We start from the raw sequence: 26097 nt of genomic DNA, 5'->3' as shown, positions 1-26097 counted from the left end.
GTACATGCTTCAATACGAATCGTCGCTGGATGCGATGCGGGACGCCGTGCTGTTTCCGATCGGGCAAGCCTTGCACATGGTGTCGTTCAAAGCGATGAAGATCGTGCCGGCCCATTACATCATCAGCAAGGCGCGCGATCGCGGCGACCTGCAGCCGGGCAAGACCGTGGTGGAAACGTCGAGCGGCAACTTTGCGCTCGGGATGGCCATCGTATGCAACCGCCTGAACCATCCGTTCGTGGCGATCGGCGATCCCGCGATCGATCCGGCGTTCAAACGCCAGCTCGAAATGCTGGGCGGCCGGGTTGAAATCGTCACGGACAAGAAGGGCAGCCAGGGATACCAAAAGGCACGACTTGACCGGCTGCAAGAGATTCTCGCCGCCGAGCAAGGTGCCTTCTGGTGCCGCCAGTACGACAACGAGAACAACGGGCTCGCTTATGCAAACATCGCGCGCGAGCTGCTCGAAATCATCGGCCCTCGCCTGATTCTCGTCGCACCGGTCGGTTCCGGCGGATCGAGCTGCGGGATCGCAGCCGCGCTGCGCGCCGGCGGGGCGGATTGCACGCTCGTCGGCGTAGACACATTCAACAGCGTCCTGTTCGGCCAGATCGACGGCCCGCGCAAGTTGCGCGGGCTCGGCAATACCATCATGCCCGGCAACCTGAAGCACACGCTGTTCGACGACGTGCATTGGGTCAGCTCCGAACTCGCCGATCATTTCACGCGCAAACTCTACAAGGCCACCGGCCATTTTCGCGGGCCGACCACCGGCGCCGCATTCGCCGTCGTCCGCTTCGTGCGCAACCGATATCCGGATGCACCCATCGTATTCCTGAGCCCGGACGATGGCTCCCGCTATGTCGACACGACCTTCGCCAGCAACGACGACAGCCCGGCCTACGATCAGCTGCGACCCGTGGAGATCGGGCACCCCACCGCGTACGACGCGAATACGGAATGGGCGTGGATGAAATGGGATCGCTCTGACATTCACCGGTTTCAATGAATCATGGCGATCGTCTACATCGAATCGAACACCACCGGGTTCGGGCAAAGCCTGCTCGACGCGTCGCTGAACCATGACGAAACCTGCTTTCTCGTGCGCGACCGCGCGCGCTATCCCTTTCTCGCGAGACTGTCGCCTGCCGTTCGGGTGATCGATTGCGACACGCAGTCTGTCGACGCGCTCGAGCGCGTCGTCGGCGAGATTCCGGACGTGCGTTATATCGCGTCGACGAGCGACGCGTTCATCGAGAACGCCGCACGACTGTCGCAGCGCCTGGGCCTGCCTGGCACGCCCGCGGAGGCCGTCGCCTTATGCCGGGACAAGTTGCGGCTTCAGGATACGCTGCGCGACCATGGCGTCCCGTACCCGTACACGACGGCGATCGAATCGGCGGATGCCGCGCGCAAGCTGACCTATCCGGTCATCGTGAAGCCCAGGCAGGGCACCGGAAGCATCGGCGTGCGCCTTGTCGAACGCGAGCAGGACTTTCCGGACACATCGGGCGGCGCGTTCATTTGCCAGCGCTTCATTCCGGGCGCGGAGTTCTCAGTCGAATCGTTCAGCGACGCCGACGGACACCATGTGCTCGCAGTCACACGCAAGTTCCTGACCAAACCGCCCCATTTCCTGGAGCTGGCGCACGTCCTGCCCGCCGACCTCGACGCGGCGACCCAGGCCCGCATCGTCGATACCGTGCGGCGCGCGCTCGATGCGGTCGGCTACGCGTTCGGTCCCGCGCACACGGAACTGAAGGTCCACGGCGACACGATCACCATCATCGAGATCAATGCGCGCCTGGCCGGCGGCATGATTCCCCGTTTGATGGAACGTGCGTATGGATGGTCGATCGCCGACCTGTACGTGCGCAGCCATCTGTCGCGTCGCAGCCAGTTCGTCGTACCGACACCCGCGCTGTACAGCGCCGTTGCGTTCGTCGTGCCGGAAGTCGGGCGCCGCTACGTCGGCATCGATTTTCCGGAAGATTGCGCGGATGCCGGGCTGTTTCGCGACGAAGGCGTCAACGGCGGCAAGTTCGACTTTTCGGATCGCGCCGGCTACGTGATTTCGGTCGGCCGCAGCGCGTCCTCGGTGCTCCGGAAAGCGCTGTCGCTGCGGAAGCGTTCGCGCGTGCTGTACGACGATCCGGAGCGGACGACTCCCGACCGCGACGCGATTCACGACATCGTCTACGAATCCTCTCCCCCATGCTTCGGCAAGCTCACGGTCAATCTGCTCGCGATCGAGAAGGCCCATCTGATCATGCTGCGGGAACAAGGGATTCTCAGCGCGGAACAGTTTCGCTCGCTGCGAGAAGCGGTAACGACGCTGGAGGCGAATCCGGCATTGTTGAGCGAACATGTTTCCGGTCGCGGAGACTACTTCGACTACGAGCAGTACGTGATCGACCGCTGCGGACGAGACACGGGCGGCATGATTCAGGCCGCGCGCTCACGCAATGACATCAATGCCACGCACCTCCTGCTGACCTTGCGTCAGGCGCTGTCGCATGTCACGCGGCGCGTCGTCGATCTCGGCGAGACGCTCGCACGACGCGCCGCGGATTCGGCCGAGGTCCTGCTGCCGATCTACAGCCAATACCAGACCGCGATGCCGGGGTCGGCGGGCCACTATCTCGTCGCGCAGTGCGAGATATTGCTCGGCACGCTCGATGCGCTGGCGTCGCTGCGCGACGGTCTTGGCTCTTCTGCGCTCGGCGCGTGCGCCGGTGCGGGCACCACGTTCGTCACCGACCCGCGGCGCACGGCGGTTTTGCTCGGCTTCTCGACGGGGCCGCTCAACTCGCTGAGCGCGATCACCGACAAGAATCCGGCGCTGCGCTGCGCCTGCCTGCTGACCGAGTTGAGCAGCAATCTGAACCGTATCGCGACGGATCTTCAGCTCTGGTCGATGCGCGAAATCGCGATCGTCACGCTGCCCGACGGCATGTACGGCGGGTCGTCCAACATGCCGCAAAAACGCAATCCGTATCTGCTCGAATGGCTGCGCCTCGGCCACGATCGCATCGCCGGATATTGCGCCACGGCGCTCTCTTCGCTATCGCATCTGCCGACCGGCAACTCGTATCAGGCAAGTCGCACTGCGGTGGAAACCGTCAGCGAGATGAGTGGACTCGTCATCGACATGCTGAGCGTGCTCATCTATTCGATCGACGGCATCCGCTTCGACTCCAACGCCGCGCGCCGCGCGATCGACATGGGCAACGCAGGCGCAACGCTCGTTGCGGAATCGCTGGTGCAGCAACGCATGGCATCGTTCAGGGACGCTCACGCGGCGGTCGGTCGCGTACTGTCGAGCCCGCCCGATGCCGCGCCGGATGCCGCAGCGGATCCGCTCGGCTCCGCCGCGGCCGCGTTGCTCGGGCGTCTCCATGACGAATTCGAAGGGGCGCACGTGTTCGACCGGCTCGACGGCGGCGGCGGACCGTCGACGCGCAACACGCACGCCGCGCTGACGATACTCGCCGCCCGCCTGCTGGAGCAGCGCCGACGCCAGCGATCGTGCGAATCGCGCGAGACAGCGGTAAGGCAGGCGCTCGATCGGTGCTTCATGAGTGTGCAAGCATGACGGACATCACACTGCTTTGTTCGGACGGCCCGCATCATCTGTATCTCGCCGCGGAAATCCTCGACGCGTTCGGACGCGTTCGCGTCATCGTCGAGCCCGGGCGAGAACAGGCATCGCGCCTGCTGCGCAACGGCCACTATCGCGCGTATCTGTGGACGCGCTATCACGAATGGCGACGCAGGCTGTTCGGCTATGACGCGTACCGGCGGCGCTACTTCGTTCGCGAGCGGGAACCGCGCACATGGGACGCGCTTCGACGTCATGCGGGCGTGCGGTATCTGGAAACGTCATGGATCAACGACACGACCGTGCTCGATGCGCTGCGCGACGACCTTTCCGACGTCTATATCGTGATGGGCACCAAGAAGATCGGCGAGGCCTTGCTGTCGCTCGTCCCGGCCGACCGCATCATCAACATCCATGGTGGCCACCTGCCGTACTACCGAGGCAATCACTGCTTCTTCTTTGCGCTGCACCACGGCGAACTCGACAAGCTGAGCACGACGATCCACCGCGTGTCGGCGGGCCTCGATACCGGCGCCATCATCAGCCGCCATTCGGTTCGGTTCTGCGCGGACGACAATTCGGAAACGCTCTATTCGCGCGCCGAACGAGCCGCAATCGACAGCCTCGTGGCGCGCCTGAAGCGCGAACCCGACATCGCCGCATGGAGCAGCGAGCCGCAGCCGAACGTCGGCTCCACCTATCGCATGCGCGACCGCGGCCCGCTCGTCGAACTCGTGCATCACCTCGGCGCCATTCGCCGCCGGCTGGCGGCAGGCCCGAATCGCGGCAAGGAGACCAGTTAGATGAACGTTGACGATGCACTTGTCGGCAAGTTGCTGCAGATCATCCTGTTCTCGACCCCGCTGATCATTTCGCCGGGGCCGAACAACTTGATGACGACCGCCAACTGCGCGCAATTCGGCTATCGGCGCACGCTGCCATCGCTGACCGGCATCTCGGTCGGCGTGGTCGTCCTGTTCATGGTCGTCGCGCTCGGGCTGTTCAGCGTGATGAGCCGTCACCCGTTGCTGCAACACGCACTCAAGGTGGTCGGCTCCGCGTACATCCTGTACCTCGCCTACAAGCTCTACACGGCTCAGTCCGAACACGCCGAACGCCGCTCGATCGAGCGTCCCATCACGTTCGGCGAGGCAGCCCTGCTCCAGATCGTCAATCCGAAAATCTGGCTGCTCGGCGCCAGCGCGGCGTCGACGTTCCTGCCGTTGACGGGGAACGCCTACGTCGACGCGACGCTCCTGTCGCTCACGCTCGGGATCGTTTTCTTCCCGTGCAACTCGATCTGGGCGGTATGCGGTCTCATGATGCACCGCATGCTGCACGGCAAGACGCTCCAGCGCATCATGGCGCTGCTGTCCGCCTCTTCGATCGTGTTCCTGCTGTTCTGAACTCGCTCGCCCCTCAAGGAAACGCTCGACCGTGAATCACATCGTCCTGGCATTCTGTACCGATCTCGACAAGGACCCGGTGTCGTCGCGCGTGCTCGCGCGACTTCTGGCATCCGGCATCGACTGGCACGCCGATGGCGTCGTGGACGGGCGCCCTATCCTGCACATGCAATCCGGCGCGGTGCGCTACAGCCTGCTGCAGCTCGACAACGTGTTCAGCCACGACTATCGGCGCTACGCCCCGCTGGCGAACAGCGTCTTCGCCGACGCCGACGCGATCGTGATCGTCAACTGGCATGAAGGGAAGAACGCGCCCGACCGGATCTTCACGATCCAGACCACCGGCGACATGGAAAGCGGAACGTTCAGCCCGGTGGACCCGGCCGTCACACGCAGCCTGTTTCTGGCTGTCGAGCACGCGCGCCAGCAAGCGGGCCTGGATTCGTATTCGACCTGGATGGAGGCCACGCACTGGTCCGGCCCGCTCTACGGCGCGCAGTCCGGTTGCCTGGTCTCCGCCGTCGAGCCGTCGGTCATCGATCTGGAAATCGGCAGCACCACGGACGCATGGGCGTGCCCCGATGCCGTCGACGTGCTGGCACGCGCGTTGCTGACGGTAGGCGAGCGAATCGCTCGACCGGCGATCTCGCTGCTCTGTATCGGCGGCGTCCACTTCGAGCCCGGCTTCACGCAACTGCTGCGCGATTACGGCGACACGCAAGGACTCGCGCTATCGCACGTGCTGCCCAATCACTGGCTGGTCGCGTACGGTTACGATTCGCCCGAACGCCTGGCGGACCTGCTCGCGTGTGCCCGATCGATCAAGGGCGGTGTCGATGCGATCGCGTTTCATGACAACCTTAAGGGCGCGCACAAGCAGCAGGTGCGTAGTCTCGCGAGCGAACTTGGCGTTCCCGCGCTCTCGCATCGAAAATTGAGGTCACCCGATCTGGCCGGCCTGATCAACGACGCGAAAACCGGCGCTTGACGTCGGCGTTGTCACTTTCCGCGCACCGCGCCGGGAGAATAGCCGTAATGCCGCTTGAACGCGGTGGAGAACCGGCTGTGCTGGGCGTAGCCGCACTCGAGTGCGATGCTCATGATCTTGTGATCGGTATGTTTCAGCAGGTCGTGCGCGCGATGCATCCGCAATTCGGTCAAGAATGCGTGCGGAGACCGGTCGAACGTGTTCTTGAATTTGCGCAGGAAGTGATAGCGGCTGAGATTGACCAGATCGGCAAGATGCTCGAGCCGCACGGCCTCACCGAGATTGGCGTTGCAATATTCGCGGATCTGCTCGGCCTGCTTCGCCGACAGCCGGCCGCGCGCATCCACGCGCTCCAGGTCGGCCATCGCGTAACGGCTGATCGCATTCAGCAGAATCCAGCTCATCAGGCTATCGATGCCGAGCGACAGCGTGTCATCGTTCCAGTCGGCCTGCGCGATGCTGGTCGCGGCCGCGCTGATGACGGGGGACGCCTCCTGGAATACCTCGCGGAACCGGTAAGCGTCCGCCGGCTGGCGCAAGGACCGGATCAGACTGGGCTCCAGATTGGGCAAATCGAAATAAATATGCAGGAAATTGAGGCGCTCGGTAATCCGCCACTGCGATTCGCCTTCGCCGACCGGGAACAGACAGACCGCGCTTTTAAAGCCTCGGCGTACGATGTGCCGGCCATCGACCTGCGCACAATTCTCGCCACCGGACAAATAGACGCTCAGCACGTTCTCGGACGAACTCTTATATTCGGTCAGTGTGTTCTGACCTGTCCATTCTGACAGGATGATGCCCGACGGCAATTGCATGGATCGAACGACTTCGGCCCCAGCCGAATTCAGCGCGCCTCGAACCGTAATCGAGTTTGAAGAAGACATGTGTCGCAATCGTAGGTTGGGAATCTGATGCGAAACGACGGCTTTCCCGCTGGAGAGATACCGCACGCGCGTTCTGAAGCACGTTGCACCACGCCGGGGAAGCATCCGCCAGTGACGCGCGAAGCCGTTCTGTCCTCACCGGCGAGTGCAGTCATGCGTCCTTAGATTACCTTAAGTGCGCCTCAAATGGTCGAACGATGCGTCGCGAATTCGTGCCGGACTGCATGGGGATATGTGTCGCGAATTCGTCGCGGGACCGATGATTGGACTGAATCGCAAAGCCAGGAACGCCATCTCGGCGGGATTTTTCGGGAAATGCACGCGGCAAACGAAGCCAGCGGGATTCGATGAATGCTGTCCCCGAGGAAGCTGGCGTGATAATCCCCGCTTTACGTGGGATTCAGAAGCAGAAACTAAGCGGCCATGGCCGCCGCTGCTTTGGGGTTAATACGCGCAGCGGATTTGCTGTTCGGTGAACTTGCCCGCTTTCACGACGTGATTCCTCGTCTCGATGACAACATCACGCCGGAAATTTCGACTTTGAAGTCGGCAATTTTTACTGGACCGAGTCACAGCGACCCGTTCAACAAGAAACGACGCCGGCGGGCGCATGCCCGCCGGCGGTCCATCAAAAATCAGAACGTGTCACGGACTAGAACGACTGCCAGCTCGCGGCGCTTTCATTGGCCACGACTGCGGCCTCGGTTTTGCGTTGAACCGTCTTTCGCACGGCCGGCTTCGGGCGCGGCTGGACCTCTGCCGCTCGCTCCGTTGGGCTGGCCGCGACCGCCATCCCGTCAGGCAGGCGGAAGATCGAAACCAGTTCGCGTAACGCGTTCGACTGCGATGCCATCGACTGCGCCGCTGCAGAAGCCTCCTCCACGAGCGCGGCGTTCTGTTGCGTGACCTCGTCCATCTGCATGACCGCCTGGTTGACCTGCTCGATGCCGGTATGCTGCTCGACCGACGCCGACGCAATTTCGCCCATGAGGTCGGTGACACGCTTTACCGCGACGACGACCTCGTTCATCGTGGCGCCGGCGTTGTCGACGAGAGACGTGCCGGCCTCCACTTTGGCCACCGACTGACTGATCAGATCCTTGATCTCCTTGGCCGCCGATGCGCTTCGCTGCGCAAGCGCCCGCACTTCGCTCGCCACCACCGCGAAGCCGCGACCTTGCTCGCCCGCCCGCGCTGCCTCGACGGCGGCGTTCAGTGCGAGGATGTTCGTCTGGAAGGCGATACCCTCGATGACGGCGATGATTTCAGCGACCTTTGCCGAGCTATGGGAAATGTCGTGCATCGTATCGACGACCTTCGCCACCACCTGCCCGCCTCGGACCGCGACCTCAGAAGCATTGCCGGCAAGCGTGTTCCCCTGCCGCGCGTTTTCCGTGTTCTGTTTGACCGTCGCCGTCAACTGCTCCATGCTGGCCGCGGTTTCCTCGAGCGAGGCCGCCTGCTCCTCGGTACGCTGGCTGAGATCGGTGTTGCCGGCAGCGATCTGCGCGGAGCCCGACGCGATGCTTTCGCTGCTCGAGCGCACGCGCCCCACCACGTCCTGCAGCCGCGCGTTCATATTCCGCAGCGCCAGCAGAAGCTGGCTCGTCTCGTCGCGACCGGATACTTCGATATTGGACGTGAGATCGCCGCGCGCGACCGTCTCCGCGATGCCGACTGCGCGACCGAGCGGTGTGACGATGGAACGGGTAATCAACCATGCGACAGCGACCGACAGCAGTAGCGCCGTGCCGCACAACACACCGGTCAACAGGAGCGTCGAGTGATAGTTGGTTGCCGCTTCGGCCGTCGCGACGCCCGCGCCCGCGCGATTCAGCTTTACGTCCTGCTCGATCAGGTCCAACGCCTGCGCGAACAGCGTTGCAGACTCGCCGGTGGCGAGCGATCTGGCCGCACCGAAGCCGGCATCGCCCGATTCCGATAGCGCCAGAAGTTTCGCGTCGGAGGCCAGGAATGCGCTCCATGCTTTACCCATACTGTCGAAAAGCTGTCGCTCCTCGGGCGAAGAAACGAGCTTCTCGTAACTGGCCATCGTAGCTTTCATGGAGGCCAGCGCGGCATCGTGCTGACTGCGCTGGCTGTTCTTCGCCGAAGCCTCGCTTTCCAGCACGGACCGGAGCGTAGCCCGCCGGACACCGTTGGCGAGCGCCCTGATTTCACCCAATGTCTGAACGCTGACGAGCCAGTTGTCGGCGATCTCGCGGGTGCCCCCATAAATTCGCGATGCCTGCAACATGGCGAGTCCGCCCGTCACCATCAGCAGCAGCAACGTGATGCCAAAACCCACTCTGAGGCGAGTTCCAATGCGCAGGTTAACTAAGAGACGGTTTCAAAAAGGCCCCGTGGGGCTGTTAACTTTCGCGGTGAGCTGTTAACCTCAGGCATCGGAACAACCGAGACTGAGGAGATGGCCAAGCCGATCATCGACGATGAATTGTGGACACTGATCGAGCCGTTACTGCCGCCACCCAAGCCGCGGCGCGAGAAGAACCCGGGCCGCCTGCCTGTTTCGAATCGCGCCGCGCTGACCGGCATCCTGTTCGTTCTCAAGACCGGACTACGCTGGCGCGACCTGCCGGCCGAGATGGGATGCGGCTCGGGCGTGACATGTTGGCGCCGGCTGCGCGATTGGCAAGCAGCCGGTGTCTGGGATCGCTTGCACGAGCTACTGCTCGCAAAGCTGCGCGCAGCGGACCAGATCGACTTCTCACGAGCCGCCGTCGATTCATCATCGATTCGCGCCGTTGGGGCAGGCCAAAAACTGGGCCAAACCCCACCGATCGAGCGCGACCCGGTTCCAAGCACCACATCGTCACCGACGCCAACGGTACGCCGCTCGCCGCGATCCTGACCGGCGCGAACGTCAACGACGTCACGCAATTGCTGCCGCTGATCGACGCGATTCCGCCGATCCGCGGATTGCGTGGCCACCCATTGCAGCGGCCGCGTGTGGTCTACGCGGATCGCGGTTACGACTCCGAGCGACATCGGCGCGCGTTGCGCGATCGCGGTATCGAGCCAGTGATCGCCAAGCGCCGTACCGAACATGGCAGCGGCCTTGGCAAATATCGCTGGGTCGTCGAACGCACGCATGCCTGGCTGCATCACTTCCGTCGTCTCCGTATTCGTTTCGAGCGCCGTGCAGACATTCACGGCGCGTTCCTCAAACTCGGTTGCTGCCTGATCTGCTGGAATACCCTTCGGCGGGCCGATCAGTCTTTATGAAACCGTCTCTAAGTACTTCATAAGCCATTCTCCATTTGACGTTCCATATAACGACTTAGTCTCATCAAGCCGACCGGCGATCGAGCGCAAATCGACGCATCCGATCGCCATCGAAATCACTGCGGTTGCGCCCGGTATTCCGGGTCGCCCGGCGACTTCCTTCGGCCGGCGAGGGGTCCGCGAGACGCATTCGGCCTTCGCAGACTTGTCGGGCAAAGGAAGCGCCATCGGCTATCTCTGTCCTTGCCCATCCGATGTGGAATCCCGTCCGCGCTCGAATATCTCAGCAGCGCCGAGCAGCTCTCCGAGCTTGCCGGACCGCCCGGTAAGAGCCGCTTTCATACCCGGCTCGAGCGGCAGTTCTTCTGCGAACTCATCCTGTTGCCGGCCGTAGACGACGTGCAACAGCGACAGCATGCCGGTCAGGTAAGCGGTCTGGGCGAAGGCCGTCTCGTTCGGGGACTCGAAGAGCGCGACGTCCAGCATGAAGGAAGCACGTTGTCTCGCCAGCGCGATCAGCGGATCTCGACAGACCGTCTCAGGATCGGGATGGTTGTAGAGCAGCAGGCTGCACCACTGGAATAGCCGTGTAGTGCCGATCGCAGCGAGTGCGTGATGCAGCGAAGCGATGGCCGTGCGCTTCGGATTCACATTGCCGGAGCAGTTGGCGAGGCGCAGAACCTGCGCCACCAGCACGGGCATGTCGGATAGCGCGTGAATGACGCGATGATCGCCAGCGTCTTCGATCAGCAGGTTGAGCAGATCCACCAGTTGCCCCAGGTCGGGCACCAGACGGCGCGCCTCCATCACCTGCGGTCTGCTGAAGTAAAAGCCCTGGACCATGTCGCAGCCGCTGCCAATTGCGGCATGCCACTGTTCGTGGCTATCGATCTTCTCGGCAACCACGATCTTGCCGGCGCGTTTCAGATCGCCCACCATCGCGCGAGCGCTCGGCGCGTCGAATGCCGGCCACTCGAGCTTGACGATGTCGACTGCCGGCAGAAACGCGATGATGTCGGGCGTGAGCTTCGCGACATCGTCGAGCGCCACGCGAAAGCCGGACGCGCGCAATGCATTGCAGCGCTTTTTCAGCGACTCGTCGAGTTCACACGATTCGAGGACTTCGAGCACGAATCGCGGACCGGTCAAGATCTGCGGCACATCGGAGTGCAGGAAATGCGACGTGCAATTCAGGTACCCGTCGAGACCCGCGAGCACCGTATCGAGGCCCAACGCACCCACGGTACGCTCGACGACATGTGCGGTGCTGCCGAAGCCGTCGACGACATCGGCGGTGGCCGTGTGGCCGTTCCTGAACAGCAGTTCGTAGGCGACGGTCCGGCCGTCCCGGTCGACGATAGGCTGGCGTGCGACGAACGTCGATGCGCCCTGATTGAGTACCCGTTGCCAAGCCTGGATCATTCCCTGATTCCCCGTTTTTTTTCGTCTCTTATTGCTATCGCTGGCTGCGCTGCGCGGTTCCTACGCCGTATACGTATCGATCGGCGGTTCGGATGCGTTGCGGTGCGGGCCATGTGTACGAAATGTTCCGGACAATCGCCGGTCGCTCGATACCCAGGTACACGGCCGCCCGTGCTCTTCTTCCGCTTCTTACCGGTATGTCGGCACATTGCAAACTTACTGTAATTGATGCGCTCGCCGGCCAAGGAGACATTTCTCAAGATGGCCGAATAAATCGGCTCGCTTGCCCTACCACGCGGACGCGTCAGCGTGACTGCCAGCCCTCGCAAACGATCAACTGCGAATTAATTTTTTTATTGGCTGATGAGAAAAATATTGTGTTGGACGTAATGAGAAATGTTTAAATCGTCAGATTAAATTGGGAATCGATGAATCTTTCTTCCGCGTCGTTGCAACGTCCGCGGATACGGCAGATAAACCCTCATCGATTCGTGAAGATCGATGAAGTGCCGACAGCGAAGGCGATCGATCTCATCCGCGGGGAGCGGAAAACCGGCAGCATTCGTACCGAACGGTTCGGTTGTATCGTTCGAGGTATGCGTTCTGCTGCGTCTTGCACGGACGGCTGTAGTCCAGCCGAATGTCGTACTGTCGAGCCCATTCGAAAATCGCCGCGCTCAGAGACTCCGGCGCGTTACCACACCGCAGCGTTTTGGGCCTCGCCATGCACGGCTCACGCGCTCTGACGGCAGCGAAAAGTCGATCTCGATATCAAGGGCTTCGCGGTTGAAATCTTCAATCACGTTGAACAACCGGAAGCAGCGCCCGTGGGCCAAATGTCACTACTGGACCGCGCATGCATCGCCACCTCATGCGCGCAAGGTGCAACTCAATCTTTTTTGCGAGCGAATTTGGATTTAATCAGAGGCAGCCTCCCTCAACCATCCCCCTCTGGAATCCTCGCCGACTGAATCACGACCAGCGTATCCCCCGCCTCGATCCGGCACGGCGGATCCTCATAAAACGAATGGATCTTCCCGCAGCGATCGAGCCCGACCACGATCGCCCCCGGCACGACGTTCGTCATGCATCCCACCTCATGCGGCAGCGCCGTGCGCTCCACCAGCGTCGCCCGGCCGCGCGTCGACAGCATGTCGTTGACGAACGGCACGATATAACGGCTGTGCACCGCATCGGCGAGCAACAGCGCGCCGATCTTCGTCGACGATACGATCACGTCCGCGCCCGCCTGCCGCAACTGACGCTGGTACAAATTCTCCTGGATCCGAACGACGATCTTCGTCTCGGGCGCGATGCTGCGCACCGACAGCGTCAGCAGGATCGCGGTCGGATCGTCGGTCACCGAGATGATCACCGCCTTTGCAGCACGCACCTGCGCCTGCTGCAGCAAATCCTCGTGCGCCGGATCGCCGAGCAGCCCCGTCACGCCGAGCGACGTCGCGGCTTCGAGCGCCTGCTGCTGCGAATCGATCACGATGATCGTCGCCGGGTCGACGCCGCTCTCGAGCAGTTCGCGCACGGCGATCGAACCCGACAGTCCGTATCCGCACACGACGATGTGATCGGACAGTTGCTTCTGCAGCCGTTTCATGCGGAATTCCTCGATGACGCGCTGGATCACGAACTGATACGCCGTGCCCAGAAAGATGAACCAGATGCCGATGCGGATCGGCACGATGAAGAACGCATCGATCAGCCGCGCTCGCGCCGTGACCGGCACGATGTCGCCATAGCCGACCGTCGCGACGGTGACCATCGTGAAGTACACGAGATCGGCGACGCCCATCGGCGTGCTCTTGGTCGAATCGCGCAGGCCGTCACGGTCGAGATACAGCACCAGGAACGCCAGCATGCACAGCACGACCACCGCGCCGAGACGAAACAGCAGCGTGCGACGCGGCGACGTCGCGGGCCGCGTGAACAGCGTGCGCACGCGCGGCGCCTGCCACGGCTCGCGCGCGCGACGCAGGCGTGAGCGCAACGAACGGCGCTGGTCGGAAGGCGTTGCCAACGGGATTCTCCTGAACAATGCGGGCTCGATTCTACGACGGGCTACGACGGGCTGCGACGCGAGCGTGCGCGCCCACGCGCGTCACAGCATGCTGCGCGGACGCACCATCGTTCCGTCGACGAACCGCCGCGCACGAAACGCGGACAGGTCCAGCGACGGCTCGCCCGTGTCGATCCATTCGGCGAGCAGCCGGCCGACGATCGGCCCCATCGCGAAGCCATGCCCGCAGAAGCCGGTCGCGATCGCGAGCCCCGACGGCGCCTCAGGCGCATCGATCACCGGAATCCCGTCGGGCAGCACGTCGATCAGGCCGCCCCACGCCTCGACGATCTGCGCGTCCTTCAGCGCGGGGAAGATCGCCTTCAGCTTCCCGAGCGCGCGCGGCGCATGCGCAGGATTCGGCTGCGGCTGCGGGTCGCGCGGCTCGATCGGCCCGATCGTGCCGCGGACCCGTGCGCTGAGGTCGCGCCACGCCGCCCCGTTCAGATGCAGCCGGAATTTCTCGCGGTGCGACCAGAATTCCGGCCAGAACAGGCTCAAGCCGCGCAGATGGCCCACGGTGAGATCGACGTCGACCTGCATGTCGTCCGCGAGATTGATCGCACCGTTGCGGCGCTGGCGGATCCCGAGGCCGTGCCCCCAGATCGTCGACGCCGACACGGCGGGCAGCACGTTGGTGCGCATGCAGGTGCCGCGCACGGCGTGCTGCGGCAGACGGATGCCGACGCCGTCGAGCAGCCGGAAGCTGGTCGCGCCGGCCGCACAGATCACGCGCCGCGTGCGGATCGTGCCGCGCTCGGTCGCGACGCCGACCACCGCGCCGCCGGCCGTCTCGATCGCCGTCACGCCGCAGCCTTCGAAGAAACGCGCGCCGGCTTCCGCCGCGCGCGCGGCGAAGGCGGCGGCCACGCGACGCGGCTCGGCCTGGCCGTCCGAAGCCGTATATAGCCCGCCGAGCGTGCGCACGTGCGCGGAGAGTCCGCTCACGCGCCCGTCGATCTCCGCGCGTGTGACGGTGCGCGTATCGAGCCCGTGCTCGCGGGCGACGGCGAGCCACGCCTGGAACGACGCCCAGTCTTCTTCGTTGTCCGCCATGTACAGGCAGCCGCCCTGGCGCCACTCGAGGTCGAAGCCGAGCGTCTGCTCGAGCCCCTCCCAGATCCGCATGCCGGCCATCATCAACGGCACTTCGGCGGATTCGCGGCCTTGCTGCCGCACGAAACCCCACGCGCGCGTCGACTGCTGGCCGGCGATGCGCGACTTGTCGAGCACGACGGCCTTCAGTCCGCGCAGCGCCAAATAGTAAGCGGCCGCGCAGCCCATGATGCCGGCGCCGGCGATCACCACGTCGGCTTCGGCCGGAAACACCGCGTCGGCGCGGGTCAATGCATCGTGCAACGGATAAGTGGTCGTCATCGTTCTCGGTGGCGTGAGGTGTCCGGCCGCGCATCGCCATTCGCGATGGTCGCCGCCGAATCGGGCTGTCGAAGGTCGGATCGTGCGCGAACGCACGGCAAGGCACGCGAGCGGCCGTCCCCATTTTTTCGTCTTGACGGCGCTATGTTACCGCGCGCTAAACTGTATATCCATACAGTGTTTGTGCAGTGGCAATGATCCTCCCCCCATTCGATCCTCCGAAGCTGAACGACCTCACCGAATGGTGGACGAAGTGCACCTATGCGGACGTGCAGCGCCTGATACTGGAAGTCCAGCATCTGCGTCTGACGCTGTGGGAACTGAAGGCGCACGTCGCCGACGCATCGCGCCGGATTCGCGTGCTCGATCCCGACATGCTCACGCACGGCTCCGCGCTGCGGCGGCTGACCTACCTGCTCGAAAAGGAAATCGAACGCGCCAATCCGATCGGCCGCTCGCGCGACGTCTATGCGCCGTTTTCGGACGAATGGCGCGCTCGCGAAGCGCTGCGCTGCGCATTGCGCGCGCAACCGGGGCCGGCGCAAGCCGGCGCACGCGTACGCACGGTGCCGGCGTTCGAGCGCGTCACGTGGGCCGAACTGCGCGAACGCTGGCGTCACTCGAGCGACCGGCAATCGAGCCACTACAGCCTCGAACGACGCATGGTGCTCGAGATTGCGCGACAGCGCGTGGTGATACTCGCGCGTGCGCGCAAACTGGTCGACGACGCGATCGACGAAGCCGCCGCCGACGGCAAGCAATTGTTCGCGCTCGATCAGCTCAGGCGGCTGCTGTCCGTCGAGCGCGAAGACGGCGAGCCGTTCACGTACTTGCCGTCCTGACGCGTTCGTCCCGTAGCGCGAGTTCGTACGGTGATGCATCCGCTCGCGGCCGCTACATCACCACGAAAATCGCGCACACGTCTGTTCGCCATCGCACGTTGCACGTGTCACAGCGACGTCACTCGCACGGCCATACCATCAATCACGCGCGGCGCACCGTATGTCGTCCTTGCCGCGGCCGGGAACGAAACGTGCTGCGCCACACCGCCTGCCGGCACTCATTTATTTTCTTTGACGAGATCGGCATAACCGGCGAATATTCGCGTCGATCCATCGGTTAGTACTTCTTCAAAACACAAAAAATACGCCGCTCTCCGAGCAAAACGAGGACTTACGTTGTTTCGCGAACTGATATCCGATCGAAGGGGAAGAAATGACGCCGCCGTCCCAGGATGTGAGCATCAGAAAACCCGCTTCCGTAGCGAAAGCCGCCGAGCCTTCGCCCACCTTCTGGAAGCCCGCGCCGCCGATCGACGTGCCTGCGCCGCAACCGGAGCAGCAGCCGATGCCCGATCTGCGCGATTTTTTCGCAGCCGCGGCACTGCAAGGACTGTTGTCGCGCGATGCCGGTCGCAACGTGTCGTCCATCGCCGACTATGAATCGAAGCGCGCCGTTACCGCCTATCGGCTCGCCGACGAAATGCTGAAGGCGCGATAAGCACGCAAGCCTGCGAAAACCGCGGGCTTGCCTTCCCACCGGCCGGCTGCCGTGCCCGGCCACACGCAACCCCGCATCGACTCTTCCAATAAAGCTGCTTCTGCCGCGCGTAAGCGAAATGACAAGCGCTTGAAAAATCCGCCGACGCTTGCACGCATCGCGAAAGCGCCGCTCGCGTCTCGTCTTCCCCGCATCGCGAAAGCGCCTCAAACGGCCACGAACTTTGCCGTAGCGGCACAAGCGTTTGCCGGCCCGCACAGGTCATTGCGCCGAACCGCACCGTCATCGTCCGATCGCTACGCGCATCACTACGACGCGTTCGCGCGGCGTCACGCGCCGCTCAGGCTCCGTTGAACCGCACCTACGTTCGCGAACACGCCGCTCGTCGCGCAGCGAGCGCAGACGCTCTGCGCGGCAACCGCTCGAGCGACGAACCGGCCGCTCGATCGACTGCGGGATCGCTTCCTGCTGTACGGCCATCGCGGATCTTCACGCGCAACCCACTTCATGGAGACTTCATGTTCATTCACAACACACGGCTTCAGTACACGGTGCGCGTCGATGCGCCCAATCCGGGGCTCGCGAACCTGCTGCTCGAACAGTTCGGCGGCCCGCAGGGCGAACTCGCCGCCGCGATGCGCTATTTCACGCAGGCGGTCACCGAGGAGGATCCGGGCCGCAAGGACATGCTGTTCGACATCGCCACCGAGGAGCTGAGCCACCTCGAAGTGATCGGCTCGCTGGTCGCGATGCTCAATCGCGGCGCGAAGGGCGAACTCGCCGAGGCCGTCGACGAGCAGGCCGAGCTGTACCGCAAGCTGCACGGCGCGGGCAACGACAGCCACGTGACGCAGCTGCTGTACGGCGCCGGCACGCCGCTCACCAATTCGGGCGGCGTGCCGTGGACGGCCGCGTACATCGACACGATCGGCGAGCCGACCGCCGACCTGCGCTCGAACATCGCGGCCGAAGCGCGCGCGAAAATCATCTACGAGCGGCTCATCAACGTGACCGACGATCCCGGCATCCGCGACGCGCTCGGCTTCCTGATGACGCGCGAGGTATCGCATCAGAAGTCGTTCGAGAAGGCGCTGTACGCGATCACCGCGAACTTCCCGCCGGGCAAGCTGCCGCCGGTCGAGCCCTACGACCGCGTGTACTTCCGCATGCAGCCGGACGCTGCCGCGCTGGTCGGCCCGTGGAATCACGGCGCCGGCCTGGAGATTCGTCCCGGCGAGCCTGCGGTCGACGGCGGCACCGGCATTGCGGAGGGCATGCTGGAACCGGAGCAGGCAGACGCGATCGACGCGATGTCGCAACGGCTGGCATCGGACCGCAACAGCGATCCGCTGACCGGCGCGGAGCTCGGCTCTGGCGCACCGACGCCGCAGCCGGGCGCGGCCGACGAACCCGATGACGCATGAACCATCACGCGACGGACGTGCGCTTGCGAGCGGAACGCCGCTTCACCCAATCGAACGGAGAGAACGCAATGACCACGGACACGACCGCAGCAGAGGAAAACCTGATGGACTGGCTGCGCGACGCGCACGCGATGGAAGAACAGGCTGAGACGATGCTCACGTCGATGGCCGGTCGGATCGACCACTATCCGGATCTGAAGCGGCGCATCGAGCAACACATCGAAGAAACGCGCGAGCAGGCACGCCTGATACGCGGCTGCATCGAACGGCGCGGCGGATCGGTGTCGACGATGAAGGACGTCGGCGCCAAGACGATGGCGTGGGTGCAGGGCCTCGCGGGCATGTTCGCCTCCGACGAGATCGTCAAGGGCGGCATGGCGAGCTACACCTTCGAGCATTTCGAAATCGCCGCGTATCGCAACCTGATCGAAGCGGCGCGCTTCGTCGGCGACCGCGAGACGATGACGATCTGCGAGCGGATCCTGCCCGAGGAGCAGGCGATGGCCGCGTGGCTCGAACACAACATGGCGGGCGTCGTGCGCACCTATCTCGCCCGCGATGAGACCGACGCGCCCGCGAAACGCTGACGGCGCCGAGCGTCGCGATCACGCACCCGTTGCGCCGGGCTCGGACTGGTCGGCCATCAGGTACTGAATGACGAGCGTCGGATCCGCGACGTCGAGAATCAGGCGACGCATCACGCGCTTGCGCATGTGTGCGTCGTCGAGGGTCCATGGGCCGGCCGCGTCGCCGAGGTAGCGGGCCACCGCATCGCGGTGGTCGCCGTCCGGCGGCAGCCCGAGCCGCGCGGCCAGCAGCCCCGCGACGACATCGTCGATCTCGATGTGCAGCGGCTTCGAATCGATCGACAGCTGAAGTTTCATGATCGGTCTCTGCAACATGAAAAAGACGGTGCGCGCGCCTATCGCGCGCACCGAACCGTGCCGCGCCGGCCAGCGGCGGCGCCAGTGTCGGCGCGTTCAGTAACCGAGCTCGGGGGACGGCGCGGCTTCAGCGCGTTCGTCCTTCGGTGCGTCGGCGACGGTCGCATCGGTCGTCAGCACGAGGCCGGCGATCGACGCCGCGTTCTGCAACGCGGTACGCGTGACCTTGGTCGGATCGACGACGCCGGCCTCCACCAGATCGCCGTACTCGCCGGTCGCCGCGTTGTACCCGAAGTTGCCGCTGCCTTCCAGCACCTTCGCGATCACCACCGACGGTTCGTCGCCCGCGTTCGACGCGATCACGCGCAGCGGCGCTTCGAGCGCGCGCAGCACGATGCGGATGCCGGCATCCTGATCGCCGTTCGCGCCCTTCAGGTCGGTCAGCGCCGCGCGCGCACGCAGCAGCGCGACGCCGCCGCCCGGCACGATGCCCTCCTCGACCGCCGCGCGCGTCGCATGCAGCGCATCGTCGACGCGGTCCTTCTTCTCCTTCATCTCGACTTCGGTGACCGCGCCGACCTTGATCACGGCGACGCCGCCCGCGAGCTTCGCGACACGCTCCTGCAGCTTCTCGCGATCGTAGTCGCTCGTCGCTTCGTCGATCTGCACGCGGATCGACTTCACGCGCGCGTCGATACGCGCGGCGTCGCCGGCGCCGTCGATGATGATCGTGTCGTCCTTGCGCACCTCGACGCGTTTCGCGCTGCCGAGATCGTCTAGCGTCGCCTTGTCGAGCTGCTTGCCGGTTTCCTCCGAGATCACCGTCGCGCCGGTCAGGATCGCGATGTCCTCGAGCATCGCCTTGCGCCGGTCGCCGAAGCCCGGCGCCTTGACCGCGGCCACCTTCAGGATGCCGCGCATCGCGTTCACGACGAGCGTCGCGAGCGCTTCGGCTTCGACGTCTTCGGCGACAATCAGCAGCGGCTTGCCGGCCTTCGACGCCGCCTCGAGAATCGGCAGCAGGTCGCGAATGTTCGAGATCTTCTTGTCGTGCAGCAGGATCAGCGCGTCGTCGAGATACGCGGCCTGCTTCTCCGGATCGTTGATGAAGTACGGGCTGATGTAGCCGCGATCGAACTGCATGCCTTCGACGACGTCGAGTTCGTTGTCGAGCGACTTGCCGTCCTCCACCGTGATCACGCCTTCCTTGCCGACCTTCTCCATCGCGTCCGCGATGATCTTGCCGATCGCGTCGTCCGCGTTCGCGGAAATGGCGCCGACCTGCGCGATCTCCTTGTGCGTCGAGATCGGCCGCGACAGTGTGCGCAGCTCCTCGAGCACCACGCCGACGGCCTTGTCGATGCCGCGTTTCAGATCCATCGGGTTCATGCCGGCCGCGACGTGCTTCATCCCTTCCTGCACGATCGCCTGGGCGAGCACGGTGGCGGTCGTCGTGCCGTCGCCGGCCACGTCGGCCGTCTTCGACGCGACCTGCTTGACGATCTGCGCGCCCATGTTCTCGAAGCGGTCCTTCAGCTCGATTTCCTTCGCGACCGACACGCCGTCCTTCGTGATGACGGGCGCGCCGAAGCTGCGTTCGATCACCACGTTGCGGCCCTTCGGGCCGAGCGTCACCTTCACCGCGTCGGCGAGGACATTCACGCCCTTGACGATCTGGCTACGCGCACCGTCGCGGAATTTCACGTCTTTTGCAGTCATTTCGTTGCTCCGGGTAAAGTCGTTGAACGGAATGCCGCGCTCACCGGCCGCCTGCCGGCGCGGCGCGGGCGCATCGCGCTTCAGGCCGCCTTGCGGGCAGCCGGCGATGCCGCTTCGAGCACGCCCATCACGTCCTCTTCGCGCATGACGAGCAGTTCCTCGCCGTCCACCTTGACGGTCTGGCCTGCATATTTGCCGAATAGAACCCGGTCGCCGACCTTGAGCTGCAACGGCTGCTGCGAGCCGTCCTGCAGCAGCCGGCCGCTGCCGACTGCAATGACTTCGCCCTGTTCGGGCTTTTCCGCGGCGGAATCGGGAATGACGATGCCCGAGGCCGTCGTCCGCTGCTGTTCGATTCGTTTGACGATAACCCGGTCGTAGAGGGGACGAATCTGCATTTTCATCTCCTGAGCGATGAGATCACCTGAATAAGGGAATCCGGCAGCGCAGCCACCGGCGAAAGCCGCGATGCGCTGCCGTGCCGTCGATCGGCGAAAAGCGAAATAGTGGCGAGCGAACGCGCTTCAAGACCCGCGCGCACGATGCGTTTGTAACAAAATGTTTCAACGGATCAGGATGCGGCGCACCTCGCCCAGCCGGTAGCGAACAGGCGCCGCGCGCTGCAGCGACGGCCGCTATGGCCGCGGCAAGATCGGGCACGGCGGCTGTCGGCCGCCGTCCGCATCGAGTGTGTCGTCGGGTTCGTCGAGCGTGCGCCAGAGGCCGCCCTTGACCGGACGGAACATCCAGCGTGCGTAGCCTTTGCGCGCGGCCACTTGCATCAGCGCGTCGCGCTCCGGCGCGCCGTCGACCAGATGATGCTCGACGCACGCGCCGGCACCGTAATCGCCGTAGTCGCCGAACGCCTGGCGACACGCGAGCGCTTCGCCGGCCGACGCGCCGAGCGTATTGCACGCGCGCCGCTCGACGCGCTCGAGCTCCCATGCGCCCAACCGCCATGCCGCATCGAGCAGCATCGCCTCGACGGATTCGAGCGCCGGCCCCGGGCGCTCGAACTGGATCGCGCTGCCGGGCACCGGGCGCGGCGGCACGTCGATGCCGGGCAGCGCGAGCGGCGTTTCGCGCAGCAAGCCATGCCAGTGCAGGATCGCGATCAACGGCGTGTCGGCACGTGCGGCGGCGGTCACGGTCACGGCATAGAGCGGCAGTCGAACGGCGTCGATCTGCTGGTTCACGATGTCGAAAAGGTCCATGAAACGTCCCATTCTTTCGAAAGCGGACGCCCCTTGAAATTCGCAACGCGTGACCTATTTTAGGTGTCGCTCGACGCAGTCGCGGTTCTCGCGCTGCGTGCTTCGATGGGTTATCGGCCAGGCAGGCAACGGCATGGTAGCGCACCGGTTCGTCGCGCATCGGGTTGCCGCCAGGCGATGCTTTGACATGAGAGACGAACATGCTGAGTCCACACGAATTCGCGACCTTGATGCTGATCCGTCATGCGCCGGATCAGCTGGACAGCGGCCGTGCCGAAATCGACACGCTGCTCGCACGCCAATTGATCATGCTGGAACACCGCGCCGACGGCGATCGGCGCGCGCATCTGACGCCGCGCGGGCTCGCGATGCTCGACGCGTTCGGCGCGAGTGGCGCCCGCCGCCGCCGCACGAGCGGTCGTCCGCCCGCGCTCGCGCACGACCGCGACGAGCCATACGCGCAGTGCGGTCAATGGTTCGGCGCGGCGGCCGCCGATGCCGGCAGCGCGCAGCCGCAGACACAGACCTGATAGTCGCGGCAATGCTCGCCGTATGCGGTGCCGCATACGGCGATGCGCGTGAATCGTGGAAGGAGTCTCCGGCGGCAAACGCCGGCAGTCGGGCGCGACCCGAATCAGTGGCTATGGCGCGTGCGGTTGCGGTTTCCGCTCGCGCGGTCGAACGGCTGCAATCTGGCGAGTTGCTCGACCGACATCGTGACGACTTCGAGAACATGCCGCGCGATCTGCTCGTCGGTCATCCCGGCGCTCAAATACTGTTCGATGCTGATCGTGCGCGGGGGATAGCTGCCCGATTCGTCGTCGACGATGTGGATCCTGGCGGTTCGCCGCTCGGGTGAGAGCACGACCTGGACGGTCCTGCCGTGAACGATGGTCTGCATGCACAAGGCTGACATTGACGGTCTCCCGTTGCGTGTCGTTCTACCAATCATCGGCCGATACCGGCGATTCATCCGATCAATCTACAAATTTACGTCGCCATTCGCAACCATATGGAATGAATCAAAGCGATCGCACGTGGCACGCCTGGCATGGCTGGCTTCGTTGAACGAGTTCGGCTGTCAGGAGAGCGTACTGCTCGAGGGTTCCGCAACCCGTCGGCGCGCTATGCGTAGCGGCTCAACCATTCTTCCGAGAATTTCTTCGCGTACGCGACGGCTTCCGCTTCGGTGTCGAATTCGCCCAGCTTGCGGAATGCGGCCTCGCGGCTGAAACCCAGCTTCGTCACCTCGACTTGCGCAGCATATTTGCCGTTCTCGGTCACGCGCGGCTCGCAGTTCATCTCATACCCGCGCATCACAAACTTTTTCTGCATCGCTTCGATCTGTTTTGAGACGAGCGAAATCGTAGCATGGCGTGCGGCTCGTGCAGGCAGCGCCCGGCAACTGTAACTTCATCGGTTGCGCTAGAGGATTTCATCGAAAAAGGGCCGCATGCTGCGCGGCTGCGCGCCGAGGCCGACGCGGCGCACCCGGGCCCGGCGCCGACCGTTATGCATGCCCCGAAGCGGTGCGCATCGCGTAACGTCGTGACACACCTTTCACAGAAACCCATCTTTTCGGCCACGGAATGGCCGCAGTTTTGCGGTAAAGTTATCGTTTCCGCGCGTGGCCGGTCGGCTCGCCCCTGGACGTCCTCAAGACTGTCCGCCGAGACTGCCGCAAGGCGTCGTTCTGAACGTCACGATCCGTTCCCGTAGCATGACCACTGAAGCAATCACCACGGATTCCCTCGCGGTTGCCGAGCGCGTGCGCGAGTTGATGACCCGCAACGGCATCGGCAAGCGCCAGCAGACCACCGAGCTGTGCCGCATCCTCGACCTGAGTTTTTCGCAGGGTCACCGCAAACTGCGCGGCAGCAGCCCCTGGACGCTCTCGCAGATCAAGAAAGTCGCCGAAGCCTATGGCGAGCCCGCCGCCCAACTGTTCGGCGCGCAGACGCTCGACCCCGGCATGGTCGGCGCCTGTTCGCAGGAAGCCGTGCTCTATGCGGGCGTCGCCGAAATTCCATGCACCGCGTGGATCGGCGCGCCGCTCGAAGCGGGCGCCCGCCCCGAATTCGTCGCCTACGAACAGAACGGCCGCTGGCGCGTGCTGCGCCACACCGGCGTGCTGTATCAAAACGCGTACGACGTGCACAAGATCGAGATATATCCGCGCCGCGCCGAAAGCGACAAGCTGATCGTCGCGGTGATCGATCCCGACCGCGTCAGCGCGACCGAACTGTGCCGCTATCTCGAACGGCAAGGCTTCGCCACCGCCGCGTTCGACGGCCTCGCGCCGTTCGTCGACGCGCTGCAGGGCCAGGCGTTCGATGCGGTCGTCACCGAATGGCGGTTCGACGACGGCACGGCCGCCACCGCGATCAAGGCGGTGCGCACGTCCGACAATCCAGGCGCCCCGATCTTCGTGCTGACCGGCGACCTGCTGACCGGTCGCGCGAGCGAAGCGGACATCAGCGAAGTGATCCGCGCGTTCGACGTCGTCTGCTACGAAAAGCCCGCGCGCATGGCGATTCTCAGCGCCGATCTCGCGAAGCGGCTGGCCCGCAGTTGAGCGCCGGCCTGCGCTGACGGGCAGCCGGCGCAGGCCGCTCGGCGGTGGCGCACGGGTTCGTCAGTACAATGGCCGGATTCCGTTCACGACCGGCCTCCGCCGCCCGACTTCATGGCCCGCCTGATTCCCGACGACTGGAAAAGCCTTGCCGCCACCGGCGCGGCCGAACGCGAGCGCGAGACGCTCGCCGCGCTCGAACACGCGCTGCCGGACACCTACACCGTCTATCACGGCGTCCACTGGACGCGCGCCGACCAGGGCTTCTCGGTGTTCGGCGAAGCGGCCTTCGTGGTCGTCAGCGCAGCGGGCCGCGTGCTGCTGATCGAGCAGAAGGCAGGCTTCCTGCGCGAAACGCCGAAGGGCCTCGTCAAGGTCTACCTGCAGAAGGAGCGCAACGTCCCGATCCAGCTCGCGCGCACGCAGGAAACGCTGCACCGGCGGCTGACGGCCGCACTCGGCGCGGGCGTCTACGGCGTCGATGCGCTGCTGTACTGCCCCGACTACGCGATCCGCGACACGGCGATCGCCGGCGTCCCGGCGGACCGCATCGTCGATGCCTCGCGCAAGGCGCAGCTCGCGCAGGTCATCCAGCAGATTCTCCCCGACGACGACGCGCCGTTGCCGAACGCCGCGAAGCTGCATCACTTCTTCGCGGACGAGCTCGCGCTCACGCCCGATACCAGCGCGCTCGTCGGCCAGGCCGGCACGCTGGTCACGCGGCTGTCGGGCGGGCTCGCCGCATGGGCGCGCCAGCTCGAGTTCACGCCGTTCCGATTGCGCGTGACGGGCACGGCCGGTTCGGGCAAGACCCAGCTCGCGGTGCAGGCGATGCGCGACGCGCTCGCGGCCGGCAAGCGCGTGCTCTACGTGTGCTTCAACCGGCCGCTCGCCGACTACATCGCACGCATCGCGCCGCCCGGCGCGACGATCGCGAACTACCATCAGCTGTGCGACTGGGTCGCGCGCGACGGCGGCTATACGCCCGACTTCGACGCGCCCGGCGCGTTCGAGCGGCTCGAGGCGCGCTTCGCCGAAACACCGGTGACGGAGCGCTGGCGCTTCGACGTGCTGATCGTCGACGAAGGTCAGGATTTCCACGCGCCGTGGGCGACGGCCCTCGAGCGCCTGCTCGCGCCGAACGGCGCCTGGTGGTGGCTGGAAGATCCGCTGCAGAACCTGTATCTGCGCGAGCCCGTCGCGTTGCCCGGCTGGGTCACGCTGAAGGCGTTGACCAACTATCGCAGCCCGCGCGACCTGCTCGAATTCGTGCGCGACGTCGTCGGCCGGGTGGAGCCACTCGCGGCCGAGCTGCGCTCCGGCAGCCCGTTCGACGGTTCCGATCCGGCCGTGTCGTCATACGGGGAAGCCGGCGCGGCCGACGACGCGCTCGCCGACGCGTGCATCGACGCGACCAAGCGCGCGATCACGCACGCGCTGTCGCTCGGCTTTCGCAAGCAGGACATCGCCGTGCTGTCGTATCGCGGCCGCGAGAGCTCGGTGCTGGCGCGGCTCGACCAGCTCGGCCCGCACCGGCTGAAACGGTTCACGGGGAAGTACGACCTGTTCGGCAACCCTGAATACCGCGAAGGCGACGTGCTCCTCGATTCGATCTACCGGTTCAAGGGGCAATCGGCGCCCTGCGTGATCCTCACCGAGGTCGACTTCGACACGCTCGATGCGCGCGCGGCCCGCAAGCTGTTCGTCGGCGCGACCCGCGCGACGATGAAGCTGCTGCTCGTCGCGTCGGCGCGCGCGGCTGCGCAACTGCCGGCCGCTTGACGCA

General features: G+C 64.7%; 23 protein-coding genes and 2 pseudogenes. 13 read left to right on the top strand and 12 right to left on the bottom strand.

Annotation, left to right across the window (positions count from 1 at the left end; genetic code table 11):
- Positions 1–4: 4 nt before the first annotated feature.
- The 5 genes from AK36_RS03765 (at position 5) to AK36_RS03745 (ending at position 5995) form a co-directional block, all read left to right on the top strand.
- Positions 5–1009: a PLP-dependent cysteine synthase family protein gene (locus AK36_RS03765; RefSeq protein WP_045577892.1), complete on the top strand. Its 1005-nt coding sequence runs from the start codon at positions 5–7 to the stop codon at positions 1007–1009.
- Positions 1010–1012: 3 nt separating this feature from the next.
- On the top strand, positions 1013–3595 hold the full coding sequence (locus tag AK36_RS03760) for a lyase family protein (RefSeq protein WP_045577891.1): 2583 nt from the start codon (positions 1013–1015) through the stop codon (positions 3593–3595).
- Complete coding sequence (locus tag AK36_RS03755; RefSeq protein WP_034195176.1) at positions 3592–4404, top strand: formyl transferase; 813 nt, start codon at positions 3592–3594, stop codon at positions 4402–4404. The genes AK36_RS03760 and AK36_RS03755 overlap by 4 nt, the downstream gene beginning before the upstream one ends.
- Positions 4405–5007: a LysE family translocator gene (locus AK36_RS03750; RefSeq protein WP_011882443.1), complete on the top strand. Its 603-nt coding sequence runs from the start codon at positions 4405–4407 to the stop codon at positions 5005–5007.
- Positions 5008–5086: 79 nt separating this feature from the next.
- On the top strand, positions 5087–5995 hold the full coding sequence (locus AK36_RS03745) for a D-aminoacyl-tRNA deacylase (protein ID WP_224383336.1): 909 nt from the start codon (positions 5087–5089) through the stop codon (positions 5993–5995).
- A gap of 11 nt (positions 5996–6006) precedes the next feature.
- Here AK36_RS03745 and AK36_RS03740 read toward each other — a convergent pair whose 3' ends face one another.
- Complete coding sequence (locus AK36_RS03740) at positions 6007–6882, bottom strand: helix-turn-helix transcriptional regulator (protein ID WP_045577889.1); 876 nt, start codon at positions 6880–6882, stop codon at positions 6007–6009.
- 652 nt (positions 6883–7534) lie between these two features.
- Positions 7535–9190 carry a methyl-accepting chemotaxis protein gene (locus tag AK36_RS03735; protein WP_045577888.1) on the bottom strand — a complete coding sequence of 552 codons (1656 nt, stop codon included), beginning with the start codon at positions 9188–9190 and terminating at the stop codon, positions 7535–7537.
- A gap of 120 nt (positions 9191–9310) precedes the next feature.
- On the opposite strand from AK36_RS03735, the gene AK36_RS30640 reads away from it, so the two are divergent.
- Positions 9311–10128 (top strand): IS5-like element IS402 family transposase gene (locus tag AK36_RS30640; protein ID WP_085954470.1). Its coding sequence is split into 2 segments (ribosomal slippage): positions 9311–9659 and positions 9659–10128, totalling 819 coding nucleotides; the frame shifts between segments, so codons are not numbered across the junction.
- A 231-nt stretch (positions 10129–10359) separates the two neighbouring features.
- Here the strand turns inward: AK36_RS30640 and AK36_RS03730 are convergent.
- From AK36_RS03730 to AK36_RS03720, 4 genes and pseudogenes are all read right to left on the bottom strand, one after another.
- Entirely contained in the window at positions 10360–11550 is a 1191-nt protein-coding gene (locus tag AK36_RS03730; protein ID WP_045577887.1) for an EAL and HDOD domain-containing protein, read from the bottom strand.
- A gap of 561 nt (positions 11551–12111) precedes the next feature.
- Positions 12112–12386, bottom strand: a pseudogene (locus AK36_RS34170) (IS3 family transposase); the annotation flags it as partial.
- A 101-nt stretch (positions 12387–12487) separates the two neighbouring features.
- Positions 12488–13582: a potassium channel family protein gene (locus AK36_RS03725; protein WP_011882450.1), complete on the bottom strand. Its 1095-nt coding sequence runs from the start codon at positions 13580–13582 to the stop codon at positions 12488–12490.
- A gap of 81 nt (positions 13583–13663) precedes the next feature.
- On the bottom strand, positions 13664–14998 hold the full coding sequence (locus tag AK36_RS03720; RefSeq protein ID WP_045577886.1) for an NAD(P)/FAD-dependent oxidoreductase: 1335 nt from the start codon (positions 14996–14998) through the stop codon (positions 13664–13666).
- A 194-nt stretch (positions 14999–15192) separates the two neighbouring features.
- On the opposite strand from AK36_RS03720, the gene AK36_RS03715 reads away from it, so the two are divergent.
- The 4 genes from AK36_RS03715 to AK36_RS03700 all read left to right on the top strand — a co-directional run bounded on the left by AK36_RS03715 (position 15193) and on the right by AK36_RS03700 (position 18509).
- Positions 15193–15840, top strand: a complete 648-nt coding sequence (locus AK36_RS03715; RefSeq protein ID WP_045577885.1) for a hypothetical protein — start codon at positions 15193–15195, stop codon at positions 15838–15840.
- Between the two features lie 373 nt (positions 15841–16213).
- On the top strand, positions 16214–16498 hold the full coding sequence (locus tag AK36_RS03710; protein WP_014725235.1) for a hypothetical protein: 285 nt from the start codon (positions 16214–16216) through the stop codon (positions 16496–16498).
- A gap of 518 nt (positions 16499–17016) precedes the next feature.
- Positions 17017–17922, top strand: a complete 906-nt coding sequence (locus tag AK36_RS03705) for a manganese catalase family protein (protein ID WP_011882454.1) — start codon at positions 17017–17019, stop codon at positions 17920–17922.
- Between the two features lie 68 nt (positions 17923–17990).
- Positions 17991–18509: a ferritin-like domain-containing protein gene (locus AK36_RS03700; protein WP_011882455.1), complete on the top strand. Its 519-nt coding sequence runs from the start codon at positions 17991–17993 to the stop codon at positions 18507–18509.
- A gap of 18 nt (positions 18510–18527) precedes the next feature.
- Here the strand turns inward: AK36_RS03700 and AK36_RS03695 are convergent, their stop codons facing one another.
- The 4 genes and pseudogenes from AK36_RS03695 to AK36_RS03680 form a co-directional block, all read right to left on the bottom strand.
- Entirely contained in the window at positions 18528–18806 is a 279-nt protein-coding gene (locus AK36_RS03695; protein WP_045577884.1) for a hypothetical protein, read from the bottom strand.
- Between the two features lie 96 nt (positions 18807–18902).
- Positions 18903–20525 (bottom strand): chaperonin GroEL, encoded by a 1623-nt coding sequence (groL, locus tag AK36_RS03690; RefSeq protein WP_011882457.1) that lies wholly within the window; start codon positions 20523–20525, stop codon positions 18903–18905.
- A gap of 80 nt (positions 20526–20605) precedes the next feature.
- A complete protein-coding gene (locus tag AK36_RS03685) occupies positions 20606–20923 on the bottom strand; it encodes a co-chaperone GroES (RefSeq protein ID WP_011882458.1) in 318 nt (105 codons plus the stop codon).
- A gap of 165 nt (positions 20924–21088) precedes the next feature.
- A pseudogene (locus tag AK36_RS03680) lies at positions 21089–21739 on the bottom strand (diguanylate cyclase).
- A 200-nt stretch (positions 21740–21939) separates the two neighbouring features.
- On the opposite strand from AK36_RS03680, the gene AK36_RS03675 reads away from it, so the two are divergent.
- Positions 21940–22269 (top strand): hypothetical protein, encoded by a 330-nt coding sequence (locus AK36_RS03675; protein ID WP_045577882.1) that lies wholly within the window; start codon positions 21940–21942, stop codon positions 22267–22269.
- Between the two features lie 104 nt (positions 22270–22373).
- Here AK36_RS03675 and AK36_RS03670 read toward each other — a convergent pair whose 3' ends face one another.
- Entirely contained in the window at positions 22374–22655 is a 282-nt protein-coding gene (locus tag AK36_RS03670) for a hypothetical protein (protein ID WP_045577881.1), read from the bottom strand.
- 209 nt (positions 22656–22864) lie between these two features.
- Positions 22865–23074, bottom strand: a complete 210-nt coding sequence (locus AK36_RS03665) for a hypothetical protein (RefSeq protein ID WP_034195215.1) — start codon at positions 23072–23074, stop codon at positions 22865–22867.
- A 385-nt stretch (positions 23075–23459) separates the two neighbouring features.
- Here AK36_RS03665 and AK36_RS03660 point away from each other — a divergent pair, with 385 nt between their 5' ends.
- Both AK36_RS03660 and AK36_RS03655 read left to right on the top strand, forming a co-directional pair.
- Entirely contained in the window at positions 23460–24314 is an 855-nt protein-coding gene (locus AK36_RS03660; protein ID WP_011882463.1) for a helix-turn-helix domain-containing protein, read from the top strand.
- Positions 24315–24425: 111 nt separating this feature from the next.
- On the top strand, positions 24426–26093 hold the full coding sequence (locus AK36_RS03655) for an ATP-binding domain-containing protein (protein WP_045577880.1): 1668 nt from the start codon (positions 24426–24428) through the stop codon (positions 26091–26093).
- The last annotated feature ends 4 nt before the right edge of the window (positions 26094–26097 follow it).

Source organism: Burkholderia vietnamiensis LMG 10929 (assembly GCF_000959445.1).
In the GTDB taxonomy this organism is placed as follows: Bacteria; Pseudomonadota; Gammaproteobacteria; order Burkholderiales; family Burkholderiaceae; genus Burkholderia; species Burkholderia vietnamiensis.
This window is presented reverse-complemented; position numbering and strand designations above follow the sequence as displayed.

Coding starts and splice junctions, on each gene's coding strand:
- AK36_RS03760 (WP_045577891.1), top strand. CDS start 1,013: ATGGCGATCGTCTACATCGAATCGAACACCACCGGGTTCGGGCAAAGC.
- AK36_RS03695 (WP_045577884.1), bottom strand. CDS start 18,806: ATGAAACTTCAGCTGTCGATCGATTCGAAGCCGCTGCACATCGAGATC.
- groL (WP_011882457.1), bottom strand. CDS start 20,525: ATGACTGCAAAAGACGTGAAATTCCGCGACGGTGCGCGTAGCCAGATC.
- AK36_RS03700 (WP_011882455.1), top strand. CDS start 17,991: ATGACCACGGACACGACCGCAGCAGAGGAAAACCTGATGGACTGGCTG.
- AK36_RS03675 (WP_045577882.1), top strand. CDS start 21,940: ATGCTGAGTCCACACGAATTCGCGACCTTGATGCTGATCCGTCATGCG.
- AK36_RS03755 (WP_034195176.1), top strand. CDS start 3,592: ATGACGGACATCACACTGCTTTGTTCGGACGGCCCGCATCATCTGTAT.
- AK36_RS03740 (WP_045577889.1), bottom strand. CDS start 6,882: ATGTCTTCTTCAAACTCGATTACGGTTCGAGGCGCGCTGAATTCGGCT.
- AK36_RS03705 (WP_011882454.1), top strand. CDS start 17,017: ATGTTCATTCACAACACACGGCTTCAGTACACGGTGCGCGTCGATGCG.
- AK36_RS03750 (WP_011882443.1), top strand. CDS start 4,405: ATGAACGTTGACGATGCACTTGTCGGCAAGTTGCTGCAGATCATCCTG.
- AK36_RS03730 (WP_045577887.1), bottom strand. CDS start 11,550: ATGATCCAGGCTTGGCAACGGGTACTCAATCAGGGCGCATCGACGTTC.
- AK36_RS03765 (WP_045577892.1), top strand. CDS start 5: ATGCTTCAATACGAATCGTCGCTGGATGCGATGCGGGACGCCGTGCTG.
- AK36_RS03710 (WP_014725235.1), top strand. CDS start 16,214: ATGACGCCGCCGTCCCAGGATGTGAGCATCAGAAAACCCGCTTCCGTA.
- AK36_RS03665 (WP_034195215.1), bottom strand. CDS start 23,074: ATGCAGAAAAAGTTTGTGATGCGCGGGTATGAGATGAACTGCGAGCCG.
- AK36_RS03715 (WP_045577885.1), top strand. CDS start 15,193: ATGATCCTCCCCCCATTCGATCCTCCGAAGCTGAACGACCTCACCGAA.
- AK36_RS03670 (WP_045577881.1), bottom strand. CDS start 22,655: ATGTCAGCCTTGTGCATGCAGACCATCGTTCACGGCAGGACCGTCCAG.
- AK36_RS03685 (WP_011882458.1), bottom strand. CDS start 20,923: ATGCAGATTCGTCCCCTCTACGACCGGGTTATCGTCAAACGAATCGAA.
- AK36_RS03655 (WP_045577880.1), top strand. CDS start 24,426: ATGGCCCGCCTGATTCCCGACGACTGGAAAAGCCTTGCCGCCACCGGC.
- AK36_RS03720 (WP_045577886.1), bottom strand. CDS start 14,998: ATGACGACCACTTATCCGTTGCACGATGCATTGACCCGCGCCGACGCG.
- AK36_RS03660 (WP_011882463.1), top strand. CDS start 23,460: ATGACCACTGAAGCAATCACCACGGATTCCCTCGCGGTTGCCGAGCGC.